Source organism: Mesorhizobium sp. RCAM 05099 (assembly GCF_059683685.1).
Genome location: NZ_CM185035.1, coordinates 4,738,489 through 4,750,685, shown reverse-complemented (window position 1 = coordinate 4,750,685; position 12,197 = coordinate 4,738,489). Strand labels below are relative to the sequence as shown.

Here is a 12,197-nt window from a genome sequence, read left to right as displayed (position 1 = left end):
GACCATGAGAAAGACGACCAAACTTGCCCTTGCCTTCGTAGCCTTGGCCGGCGCCGTCGGCACCACGGCCTATGCCGAAAACAACGCCAGCGCAAAAATGCGCGAAGGCATGATGATGCGCCTCAACAAGGCGATGAGCGATTCGGACGGCACCATCACGTTCGACCAGTTTTCCGACGCCATGGACGCGCGGCTGAAGAAGCTCGTTGCCGACAATGGCGGCAAGCTGACCGTCGCCCAGCTCGCGGACGCGCTGGAGAAGGCGCGTTTCGAGCGGATGGCCAAGCGCATCATCGCCCGCTACGACAGCAAGGGCGACGGCACGCTGACCACCGACGACATCACCAGTCGCCAGAAAAAGGTCTTTGCCATGCTCGACAGGAACAATGACGGCAAGATCGAAAAGAGTGAGCTGCCGAAAGGCGACCGCTTTGGCCGCCACCGCAAATCGGATGGCGACGGCAATGACGGTGACATGCAGTAGGGAAGCAAGCCGCGTCCTGAGGGCCTGATTGGGGGCTCCGACATCTGAAACGTGGAATTCCGGCGGCAGGCGCCGCCGGAGACACGTTCCCCGACGAACCGGCGCAACCCGTCAGGCCGCGGCCTTAATCGCGAGCGTCGCTTTCTTGACTGGAATGCGCACCGACACGATCGTGCCGGCGCCTTCGGTCGAGCGGATCTTCAGCGCGCCGCCTTGCAACTCGGCCAGCGAGCGCGAGATGGCAAGGCCAAGGCCGGAACCGGCATGGTTCTTGGAAAACTGGTTCTGCACCTGTTCAAAGGGCCGTCCGAGCTTGCCGAGCGCTTCCTTCGGGATGCCGCAGCCATTGTCCTCGATGGTCAGCACCAGTGCGCCGGATGTGTTGCGGGCCCTGACCGATATGTGCCCGCCCTGACCGGTGAATTTCACCGCGTTGGACAATAGGTTTATGACGATCTGCTTGATCGCACGGCGATCGGCGATCAGCGTCAGCGCGTCGGCGATGCGTGTTTCCACGGTGATCGCCTTTTGCGCCGCTTGCAGCGAGACGACGCGAACCGTTTCGCTGATCAGCGGACCGAGATCGATTTCTTCCCGATCCAGCGAGAACTGGCCGGCCTCGATCTTGGACATGTCGAGAATGTCGTTGATGACGCCCAGGAGATATTTGCCGCTGCTGTTGATGTCGGTGGCATATTCCTCGTAGCGCTCCGACCCCAGCGGACCGAACAGGCCCTGTTCCATCAGTTCGGAGAAGCCGATGATGGCGTTCAGCGGCGTGCGCAATTCATGCGACATGTTGGCCAGGAACTCGGATTTGGCCCGGTTCGCCGCTTCGGCGCGTTCGGTTTCCTTCATGTATTTGCGGTTGAGGTCGACCAGTTCGCGCGACCGCTCCTCTTCGGCCCGGCGAGCGAGGCTCAGGTCATGGATCGTCGCCATCAGCCGACGTTCGCTGTCGACGAGTTTCTCCTGATGCAGCTTTATCTGAGTGATATCCGAGCCCACCGAAACGATACCGCCGTCCCGGGTCCGCAGTTCGTTGACCTGCAGCCAGCGGCCGTCGGCCAGCTGCCGCTCGAAGGTGGCGCCGCCTTGCAGTCCGTTGGTGTTGGCAAGCCGCCGTTCGGAAGCGAAGGCCAGCATGCGTTCTTCCAATGCGGCGCGCGCAACGCCTGGCATCACATCACGGTCCGAAAGCCCGTTGTCCTGCTGGTATTTGGAATTGCACATGATCAGGCGCTGGGCCGAATCCCACAGAACGAAGGATTCGTTGATGTTCTCGATCGCCGTTCTGAGGCGAAGATCAGCCGCCTCGGAACGCAGCGCCAGATGGCGCTGCTCGGTGACGTCAACGGCGATGCCGATCAACTGGATCTCCGGCGCTTCCGGATCGATGACTTGCGCCCTGGCGCGCATCCATACCCATTGACCGTCGGCATGCCGCATCCGGAACACCTGGTCGATATGGTCGATCTCGCGGGAGACGATCCTGTTGGCCAACAGGAACAGGTCGCCATCCTCGGGGTGGATGATCTCGTCAACCTCGCCGAAGGACAGCATCGTGTCGCAAGGCTCGTAGCCGAGCATGTCGTACATCGAGCGCGACCAGTACATCTTGCCGCGCACCATGTCCCAGTCCCACAGGCCGCAGCGGCCGCGAACCAGCGCCATGTCGATGCGCTGATGCGCTTCGAGATAGATACGATCGGCCGCCTGCGCGCGCGCCGCCTGGCCGAAATAGGCGTAGAGGATGATGATCAGCACGCCGGCCGTCAGCACGAACAGGGTGACGTTCAGCGAGACGGTCTTGCGCCACGCATCGAAAACCGCATCCTGCGGAACCAGGGCCGCCGCCGCGCCTTTTCGCCCATTGGCCAGGCTGACCGCCGCATACCAGTCCTGTCCGCCGATGTTGACCTCCATCACGCCGGCGCGGTCGCCGAACATGAACAATGGCTGGCCGCCCTGGACGAGACCGTCGAGCGAATGGCCTTGCCATGGCATCGAACGCGGAGTCACCGCGACGATCTTGAAAGCGCTGTCGGTGATGACAAGCACATGGCTGCGGCCCATCGCACCCTGACGGCTGGTGGTTTCCAGAAGATCCTGGATGGCGCCTGGCACCGTGTCCGAAGTGGTGGCGAGTGAACTCGCCAGTTGGCCCGCCGCCAGCGTGAGGATTGCCTTGGCATCGCGCTCGACATCGTCGCGCTCGTTCATCAGCGATAGCACCCGCAGCGCCGCGATGACGATCAGAAAAGTAATGATGAGAGCCGGTATCGATCGGCGCAATAGCGGCTCCGCGGCCAGCAGCCGCCGGTAGGCCGGTTCGGCGATGAGCCGCGTATTCCCGGCAAGGCCGTCGCTTCGCGCCTCGCGGCGGGCAAAAGCCTTCCCTCCGGGCGCGCCCCACGCGTCCGCCTTCGCCATAAATGGCACTCCCCGAATTTGCCTATGCTTGGTGATCCGGCAAACGCCGCACATCCGAATCGTCAGTAAAGAATCAAAGGTGATTCGCCTTGTCCAGTGGTCCGGCGAAAAAAGATTAAAAATCGACTAAAATAATGGACTTTCGCCGGCTTCGAGGCCCTGCCTTCCCCGGAAGGGGGAAGGGAAGGGGCGATTAGGCCAGCGTACGCTCGACAATGTCTCTTAAATCCGCCGACAGGTTTTCGGTGCCGGCGATCGAAAGTAGCGCTTCCCTGGCCTTGGCCTGCCGGCCGGGTTCGAGCGAACGCCACGATCTGAGCGCCGTCGCCAGCCTTGCCGCTACTTGCGGGTTGCGCTTTTCGACCTCGAGCACCGTCCGCGAGAAGAACCTGTAGCCCTCGCCGTCGGCGCGGTGGAAGCCGGTCTGGTTGGCGCTGGAGAATGTGCCGATCAACGAGCGCACCCGGTTCGGATTGGCCATCGAGAAGGCCGGGTGAGCGGTCAGGGCGCGCACTGTGTCGACGGCCTGCGGACCGGGCACGCTGGCCTGGATCTGGAACCATTTGTCCATGACCAGCGGGTCGGATCCATATGTCGTCTCGAAAGCCGCCAGTGCCCTGATTGCCTCGGGCGAACCGTGGTGGCGATGGGCGAGCACGGTAAGTGCGGCGGCGCGGTCGGTCATGTTGGTCGCCGATTGGAAGTGGCTCATGGCAAGCGCCGCTCCGCCCGGCTGCAAGGAGAGATAGTCCAGCAGGATGTTGCGCAAGGCGCGTCGCCCGGCGCTCGCCGCGTCAGGGCTGAACGCCGCCTTGTCGGCAAGACGGTCGTAGAGGCCGGCAAATGTGTCCCGGTTGGCGCTGCCGATCGTGAGCGTCAGGGCCTCGCGGGCCGCATGGATGGCGTCGGGATCGATATTCTTGCCGATGTCACGGGCAATGTCGGCGTCGCCTGGCAACGCCAGCGCCAGTGCCCGGTAGGCCGGCTCCAGCGTCTCGTCGCCGGCGATGTTGCCGGCGAGTTCGGTCAGCCGCTGGGCGAAGACCGGCTGCTTGCCGCCAAGGATCTGGCGGAAGGCGGCAATCAGCGCATCGGTCAGCAGCGTGTTGAAGGCCTGCCAGCGCGAGAAGGCGTCGCTGTCATGGCGGGCGAGGAAGAACTGGTCGTCGGCCTTCTGCTCGACGGAAAGCGTCACCGGCGCCGAAAAGCCGCGGTTGAGCGAGACGGCCGGCCGTTCGGCCACGCCCGAGAAACGCACCATGTGGCGGCGCTTGCGGACATGGATGACGCCGTCCTCGACGCTGGCGCCCTCGACGCTGCTATACTCGACCGGCCTGCCGCCGGCACCGATCAGGCCGAAGGCGAGCGGAATGTGCATCAGCCGCTTGCGGCTCTCGGATGGCGTCGGCGGCACCGACTGCTCGATCTCGAGCGTGAACTCGCGCGCGGCCGGATTGTGCGTCGAACTGACCGTCAGGTTGGGCGTGCCGGCCTGATGATACCAGAGCGCGAACTGCGACAGGTCGCGGCCGGACGCATCCTCGAACACCTTGATGAAATCCTCGATCGTCGCCGCCTCGCCATCGTGCCGCTCGAAATAGAGGTCCATGCCGGCGCGAAAGGCGTCAGGCCCAAGGATGGTGCGGATCATGCGCACCACTTCGGAGCCTTTCTCGTAGACCGTCGCCGTGTAGAAATTGTTGATCTCGCGATAGCGGCGGGGCCGCACCGGATGCGCCAGCGGCCCCTGGTCCTCGGGAAACTGGTGTGCGCGCAGCGTGCGCACCTCGGCGATGCGTTTGACCGCACGCGAGCGCTGGTCGGCGGAGAATTCGTGGTCGCGGAAAACCGTCAGCCCTTCCTTCAGGCAAAGCTGGAACCAGTCGCGGCAAGTGATTCTGTTGCCTGTCCAATTGTGGAAATATTCATGCGCGATGATCGCCTCGATATTGGCGAAATCGGCATCGGTCGCGGTCTCCTGGTCGGCCAGCACATATTTGTCGTTGAAGATGTTGAGGCCCTTGTTCTCCATCGCACCCATGTTGAAGTCGGACACGGCGACGATGTTGAAGACGTCAAGGTCGTATTCGCGGCCAAACGCCTCCTCATCCCATCGCATCGACCGCTTCAGCGCGTCCATGGCGTAGCCGGCCAGCTTCTCCTTGCCTGGCTCGACATAGATGCCGAGCTCGACCTTGCGGCCCGACAGGGTGACGAAGCTGTCGGCGACCTTGCCGAGATTGCCGGCGACCAGCGCGAACAGGTAGGACGGCTTGGGGAAGGGGTCGTGCCAGACCGCATAATGCCAGCCATTGCCGAGATCGCCGTTGTCGACCGGGTTGCCGTTGGACAGGAGCAGCGGCGCCTCGTCGCGCAGCGCCTCGATCCGCACCGTGTAGACGGACAGGATGTCGGGTCGATCGAGGAAATAGGTGATGCGGCGAAAGCCTTCGGCCTCGCATTGCGTGCAGTAGACATTGCTGGAGCGATAAAGGCCCATCAGGGCTTCGTTGCCGTCAGGTGCCAGTTCGGTCTCGATAACCAGCTGAAAGCGACGCGCGGCCGGCGGCTTGAGGATGGTCAGTTGGTCGGGGCTCACCAGCAGATCCGCCCGCTTCGCTTTCTTGCCGTCGATCTCGACCCGCTCGAGCGTCAGCCCGTCGCCGTCCAGCACCAACGGTGCCGACACGGATACGCCGTCACGGCGCTCGACTGTGAGCACGGCGGTGACGCGCGTTGCTTCTGGCGACAGGCGGAAGGTGAGGTTCGCTTGCGGAATGAGGTAATCGTTGGGGCGATAGTCTTCGAGCTTGAAGACCTGGCCGGTGTCCGTGCGCATTCCGTGGGTTTTCCTGTCGATTGCGTAGGCGGCGGATTGTTGCCGCTGGTCCTAAAAAATTTGAAGTCCGCGCTCTTTACACGAAACGGTCCCTCGACAAAACTGAGCCAACGCCTATTTCAGGCGTTCCTTCTCCAGTCATCATCGCGAGGCATCCATGACCGTCGTCACGCCGAAATTCGGGATGGGCGCCTCCGTGCTGCGGCGCGAGGATGCTGCCTTCATCCAGGGGCAGGGGCGCTATACCGACGACATCCAGCCGGCTGGCGTCCTGCACGGCCATGTGGTGCGCTCGCCGGTTGCCAAGGCAAGCTTCAGCATCGGTTCGACCGAGGCGGCGAAGGCCGCGCCTGGCGTGCATCTGGTGCTGACCGGCAAGGACCTTGCCCATCTCGGTGATCTCAAGTCCGGCGTCATGCAGGCACAGCCGGATGGCACCAAGGCGCCGACCCGCGACATTCCGATCCTGTGCCGCGACCGCGTCAACTATGTAGGCGATGCCGTCGCTTTTATCGTCGCCGACAGTCGCGCCCTGGCGCAGGATGCCGCCGAGCTGATCGATGTCGACTATGATTCCGAGGACGCCGCCTCCGGCACCGCGACGGCGCTTGCCGAAGGCACGCCGCTGGTCTGGCCGGAACTCGGTTCCAACCGCGCCTTCAGCTACCACATGGGCGACAAGAAAAAGACCGACGCGGCTTTCGCCAAGGCCGCCCACGTCACCCGCATCGAATTCGTCAACAACCGGCTGGTCTGCAACTACATGGAGCCGCGCTCGGCGATCGGCGAGTGGAACGTGCGGGAGAACCGCTTCGTGCTGACCACAGGGTCGCAGGGCGTGCATTCCATGCAGTATATCCTGGCCGGCCTGTTCAAGATCAAGAAGGATCAGATACGTGTCATCACGCCGGATGTCGGCGGTGGTTTCGGGCCCAAGAGCTTCGTCTACCGTGAGTATCCGCTGGTGCTCGAGGCGGCAAAGCGGCTTGGCCGCCCGGTAAAATGGGCCAGCGACCGCACCGAGCACTTCCTGACCGACGCTCAAGGGCGGGACAATGTCGTGAAGGCGGAGATGGCGCTGGACAAGGACGGCCGTTTCCTTGGCATGAAGGTGGACCTGCTCGCCAATATCGGCGCCTATATCTCGCAATACGGTCCGTTCATTCCCTATATCGGCGTCACCATGTCGACCGGCGTCTATGATATCCAGGCGCTCGACGTCTCGGTGACCGGCCTCTACACCAACACTTGCCCGGTCGATGCCTATCGCGGCGCCGGCCGGCCGGAAGCGGCGTTCCTGCTGGAAAAGCTTGTCGATGCCTGCGCCCATGATCTGGGCCTGCCTGTCGAAGAGATCAGGCGCCGCAATTTCATCCGGCCCGAACAGTTTCCCTACCGCACGCAGACCGGCCGCCTCTACGACACTGGCGAATTCGAAGGGCATATGAACCGCGCCATCGAACAGGCGCAATTGAAGGCATTTCCGGCGCGGCTCGAACAGTCGAAAGCAGGCGGAAAGATCCGCGGCATCGGCATGGCCACCTATATCGAGGCCTGCGCGTTTCCCGGTTCCGAACCGGCCTTTGTCGAACTCAATGGCGACGGCACGGTGACGCTGAAGATCGGCACCCAGACCAACGGGCAGGGGCACGCCACCGCCTATGCGCAGTTCCTGTCGGAGAAGCTCAATCTCGACATCGACAAGATCCATGTCCGCCAGGGCGACACCGACGAATTGAAGGCCGGTGGCGGCACCGGCGGCTCGCGTTCGATTCCGCTGGGCGGTGTTTCGGCGTCGCGTGCCGGCGAGGATTTGGCCAACAAGATCAAGCGGATCGCCGCCGATGAGCTGGAGGCTTCAGCCGGCGACATCGAGCTGTCGAACGGCGTTGCCCGTATCGTCGGCACCGACCGGACGATCGATTTTTCGAGCATCGCCAAGGCCGCCAAGACGCCGGACGATCTGAAGGGGTTCGGCGAGTTCGTGCAGGACGAGTGCACCTACCCGAACGGCACCCATATCTGCGAGGTCGAGATCGATCCCGAAACCGGCGCGACCGAGATTGTCAGCTACACCATCGTCGATGATTTTGGCGTCACCGTGAATCCGATCCTGCTCGCCGGCCAGGTGCATGGCGGGGTGGTGCAAGGCATCGGCCAGGCGCTGATCGAAGACACCGTCCATGGCGAGGACGGGCAACTGCTGACGGCGAGCTTCATGGACTACGCCATGCCGCGCGCCGACAATTTCCCGTTCTTCCACTTCGAGACCCGCAACGTGCCGTCGACCACCAATGCACTCGGCATCAAGGGGGCGGGCGAGGCCGGCACCATCGGGGCAACGCCGGCCGCGCTCAATGCGGTGACCGACGCGCTCTGGCGCGCCTACGGCATCAGGCACATCGACATGCCGGCGACGCCGGCGCGCATCTGGGCGACGATCCGGGAAGCCGCGGGAGCGTGACAGCGGGGCCGGGCACCCCCACCGTCGGGGTTAATGAGCACGCCGGCGGGCACAGCACGCTCACCGGCATCATGCTCAAGATCGTATCGGTGGCGGTCTTCGTCGGCATGCAGACCTGCATCAAGGCAGCGGGTACCGTGCCGGCGGGCCAGATCGTCTTCTTCCGTTCCTTCTTCGCAATCTTCCCGATCATCGCCTTCCTCGCTTTCAGGGGAAAACTTGGCACCGCCTTCTCGACCAGGCGTCCGCTCAATCACATCGCGCGCGGCGTCGTTGGCGTCTGCGCCATGGGGCTCGGCTTCTTCGCGCTGACACGGCTGCCATTACCGGAAGCGATCACGCTGAACTACGCCCAGCCACTGCTGGTGGTGGTGTTCAGCTCGATCTTTCTCGGCGAGGCCATCCGCGTCTATCGCTGGAGCGCGGTCGCGGTCGGTCTGGTCGGCGTGCTGATCATCTCGTGGCCGGAACTGACGCTGCTGCGCTCGGGTGCTGCCCTCGGCGACCAGGAGGTGCTTGGCGTCATTGCCGCGCTGCTTGCCGCGGCCATCTCGGCCATCGCCATGCTGCTGGTGCGCAACCTCGTTCAAAGCGAGCGCACCGCGACCATCGTGCTGTGGTTTTCGGTGACGGCGAGCGTCATGGCGCTGCTGTCGCTGCCGTTCGGCTGGCAGGCGCTGACGCCACTCCAGGCGGCTCTGCTGGTTGCCGCCGGTTTTTGCGGTGGCCTCGGCCAGATCCTGATGACGGCAGCCTATCGCCATGCCGAGGCCTCGGTCGTGGCGCCCTTCGAATACACGTCGATGATTCTTGGCGTCGCCGTCGGCTATCTCGTTTTTGGCGACATCGCCACGCTCAACATGCTTGTCGGCGGCCTGATCGTCGTCGCGGCCGGCATCTTTATCATCTGGCGGGAGCGCCGGCTCGGCCTGGAGCGCACCCGCACCCGCAAGGCTGCTCTGCCCCAGGGATGATCCGGCCCCTTGCTTTGGCGATCAGCGAGGGTCGCGATAAATTCTCTCTGTCGACGAGGAATCTAAAATGAATGACAGAAAGCGAACGTACACCCTCCACACGAACCGTGAACTTCCCATGATGCTCGCTGGAACCAAGCCTTTGGCTGTGTTTGCCCACGAGCGAGTGGACGGCTTTGAGAAATCTGATGCGTTAGCCAATCAAGACTTTGCTCCGCACGTTGCCGACGGAACGCTGTCGGAGCGCGTACGGACCTTTCGGATGCCCCTGCGGAGCGGTGCGACACTGGACATCGACTATTGGTTTTACACCCTCAGAGGTGAGGAGTGGAGGGTCGAAGCGTATTCGCTGCTTCTCGACCTCCTGCATCATCGCGGCCCTTGGTGCCCTCAGTTGGAATGGCTGGAGGGAAAACTGCTCGGATACACCGACCAAGAGAATTTCGATCATCTCTCTCGGACCTACCCGGATGATCAATTCGTTGCTGAGATTTCAGGTTCGTTGTGTCGGAAATCGTCAGTTTGACGCCTCGGTCGCTCAGCGTGGCGCCCGCTCCTTCGCCAGCCGCACCAGCACCGTCCGCGTCTGCTCGTCGGCAGGGAAAAACGATTCGATCGCCAGTTCCGACAATGTCACGTCGAGCGGCGTGCCGAACACGGTGATGGTGCTGATGAACGACAACACCTGATCGCCATGGGCGAGGCGCAGCGGATGCACGATGGCGTTCGGCTCGACAGGCATGGGCCGGCTGCTCTTCAACCCGGACGGGTAGCCGTGCAGCTCGCGCTCCAGTTCGACCAGAACAGGATCGCCGCTCGTGTCAGTCTGATGCTTGAGGCGCTCAAGCAGGTGCGTGCGCCATTCCTGAAGATTGACGATGCGCGGCGCAATGCCGCCGGGGTGCAGGCTGAGGCGAAGCACGTTGACCGGCGCCGTCAGCAGCGATGGCTCCGCGACATCGGCAAGGAACGGAGCGATTGCGGCATTGGCCGAAACCAGGTTCCAGTGCCGGTCGACGGCGAGTGCCGGGAAAGGCTCGTGTCCCTTGAGCACGATCTCCACCGCCGCCATCGCCGGCGCCAGCGTCGTGTCGGTGAGCGGGCGTTCGCTGAAGCTCGGCGCAAAGCCTGCCGCCAGCAGCAGCTGGTTGCGTTGCCTGAGCGGGATCGACAGCTGTTCGGCCAGATGCAGCACCATGTCGCGCGAGGGCGCGGCACGGCCGCTCTCGACAAAACTCAGATGTCGCTGCGAGATCTCGGCTTCCATGGCGAGGCCGAGCTGGCTCATGCGGCGGCGGGTGCGCCATTCGCGAATGAGGCTACCGGCGGAGTTTTGGGATGTCGTCATGAGCGAATGACTAGGCCGGCGAGGGGCGCATTTCAATTACCTGCGAGGTCATCACCAGGTGAGCGACTAGGTGAGCGCTCGCAGCTTCGCCTTCACTTCGAGAAAATCCCGCCACGCCAGTTTCTTGTGCGCCGGGGTCCTCAAGAGATAGGCCGGATGCAGGGTTGGCATGGCGGGAATGGCGATGCCGGATGCCGTCGTGTGGACGCGCCAGTTGCCGCGCAGCCGCAAGATGCCTTCGCTGGTATTGAGCAAGGTTTTCGCGGACGGACCGCCGAGGTTGATCAGCACCTTGGGATTGACCAGTTCGATCTGCCTCTCGATGAACGGCCGGCATATCTCGGTCTCGTGCGGCGTTGGCGTGCGATTGCCGGCGGCCGCCACGGAATGACGTTGGCGATGTAGACCGAGGTTCGGTCGAGGCCGATCGCGGCCAGCATGCGGTCGAGCAGCCGGCCCGAGCGGCCGACGAAGGGCAGGCCTTCGATGTCCTCGTCGCGGCCTGGTGCCTCGCCGACCAGCATGACGGCGGCCTCCGGATTGCCGTCGGCGAACACCAGGTTCTTGGCGGTGGCCTTGAGGTTGCAGCCGTCGAACGCCGCCATGTGCTGGCGAAGCTCGTCCAGCGTCGTTGCCGTCGTCGCCAGCTGGCGCGCCAGCGCCGCTTGCGCTTCATCGGGGACCGTAGAGGTCTTGGCCGGTGCGCGTGCGACGGGCGGCGCGTTTGATCTGTCACCCGCCTCGGCACTGGGCACGCCAGTCGAGCGAGGCGGTGCGGCGTTGTCGCCCAAGGGCGCCGCCGGCGCGCGCTCGGTTGGTTTGGGCGCAGCCTCCGCGAACCGGTTCACCGGCTGGTCTTCAAGCGCCTCGTCGACGCCCGCGCTGGCATAGAAGGCCAGCAGGTCGGCAAGGTCTGGTCTGTTGTTGGGGGAAGCGGCAGTCATGGAGTCACATTCGTCCGCATGGCGGCAATTTGCAAGGCTGGCCGCTTGCCCTAGCCTGTCGGAATGCGGGGGTCTTGCACCAGATAGAAGGTCCATCGTGGCGTGTAGTCGGTCATCAGGAATTCGAACCTGGCGGTTTTCAGCGGGTCGACCTTGCCGTTCTTGAACAGCAACCGATCATAGGGTTCGAAATCACGATCGAATTCGGCGAAATTGCTCGACCAGATATTGTCGGGCGTCTTGTTGCGCTGGTCGAACGAAAGCCCGTCGCCGAACACGCTCGGCTGGTCAAGTATCTCCTGAAGCTCGAACTGGAATTCGATCCACGCCTGGCCGCTGTTGTTGAGCACGTCGATGCGCATGTACATGACGCCGTTGGCGAACTCGCCGGCCTTGCCGAATGCCTGGATCGGCTTTGTCGTGCGGATGGTCAAAGTCACCGGTGTCGCCGAATTGAGCTCTTCGGTGATCACCAGCGGGTCTTCCTTGGTTCCGATGCCGGAGGCACCGGTGATGCGGAAGCCGCCAAGCTCGTCGGAAAAGGAATAGGCGCCTGTCGCCCAGACTTTCACCTCGTCGGCGACGGCGTCGACCGGTGCCAGCAGCAGAAGGGCCAAAAGGAGCGCCCGGCGGGCCCGGCCGGGCGTTGATGGAAAGCGCGTCGATGACAAGCCGGCTGGCCCAGGAATGCGCATGGCGTGAAGTATGGCC

General features: G+C 63.5%; 8 protein-coding genes and 1 pseudogene. 4 read left to right on the top strand and 5 right to left on the bottom strand.

The annotated features are described in order from the left end of the window. Positions 1–4: 4 nt before the first annotated feature. Positions 5–484, top strand: a complete 480-nt coding sequence (locus tag AC56QQ_RS23640) for an EF-hand domain-containing protein (protein WP_489860534.1) — start codon at positions 5–7, stop codon at positions 482–484. A gap of 111 nt (positions 485–595) precedes the next feature. Here the strand turns inward: AC56QQ_RS23640 and AC56QQ_RS23635 are convergent, their stop codons facing one another. Beyond that, positions 596–2,917, bottom strand: coding sequence for a PAS domain-containing sensor histidine kinase (locus tag AC56QQ_RS23635; protein WP_489860535.1), 2,322 nt, complete (start codon positions 2,915–2,917; stop codon positions 596–598). A gap of 193 nt (positions 2,918–3,110) precedes the next feature. Beyond that, positions 3,111–5,756, bottom strand: coding sequence for an aminopeptidase N (pepN, locus tag AC56QQ_RS23630; RefSeq protein ID WP_497123574.1), 2,646 nt, complete (start codon positions 5,754–5,756; stop codon positions 3,111–3,113). Positions 5,757–5,913: 157 nt separating this feature from the next. Here pepN and AC56QQ_RS23625 point away from each other — a divergent pair, with 157 nt between their 5' ends. From AC56QQ_RS23625 to AC56QQ_RS23615, 3 genes are all read left to right on the top strand, one after another. Then, complete coding sequence (locus AC56QQ_RS23625; RefSeq protein ID WP_497123573.1) at positions 5,914–8,220, top strand: xanthine dehydrogenase family protein molybdopterin-binding subunit; 2,307 nt, start codon at positions 5,914–5,916, stop codon at positions 8,218–8,220. 71 nt (positions 8,221–8,291) lie between these two features. After that, positions 8,292–9,194 carry a DMT family transporter gene (locus AC56QQ_RS23620; RefSeq protein ID WP_425284673.1) on the top strand — a complete coding sequence of 301 codons (903 nt, stop codon included), beginning with the start codon at positions 8,292–8,294 and terminating at the stop codon, positions 9,192–9,194. A 67-nt stretch (positions 9,195–9,261) separates the two neighbouring features. After that, positions 9,262–9,720: a hypothetical protein gene (locus AC56QQ_RS23615; RefSeq protein ID WP_497123572.1), complete on the top strand. Its 459-nt coding sequence runs from the start codon at positions 9,262–9,264 to the stop codon at positions 9,718–9,720. A gap of 12 nt (positions 9,721–9,732) precedes the next feature. Here AC56QQ_RS23615 and AC56QQ_RS23610 read toward each other — a convergent pair whose 3' ends face one another. The 3 genes and pseudogenes from AC56QQ_RS23610 to AC56QQ_RS23600 all read right to left on the bottom strand — a co-directional run bounded on the left by AC56QQ_RS23610 (position 9,733) and on the right by AC56QQ_RS23600 (position 12,181). Then, positions 9,733–10,542 carry a helix-turn-helix domain-containing protein gene (locus AC56QQ_RS23610; protein WP_497123571.1) on the bottom strand — a complete coding sequence of 270 codons (810 nt, stop codon included), beginning with the start codon at positions 10,540–10,542 and terminating at the stop codon, positions 9,733–9,735. Positions 10,543–10,608: 66 nt separating this feature from the next. Continuing rightward, positions 10,609–11,066, bottom strand: a pseudogene (locus tag AC56QQ_RS23605) (uracil-DNA glycosylase). Between the two features lie 470 nt (positions 11,067–11,536). Then, a complete protein-coding gene (locus AC56QQ_RS23600) occupies positions 11,537–12,181 on the bottom strand; it encodes a hypothetical protein (RefSeq protein WP_489860540.1) in 645 nt (214 codons plus the stop codon). Positions 12,182–12,197: the final 16 nt, after the last annotated feature.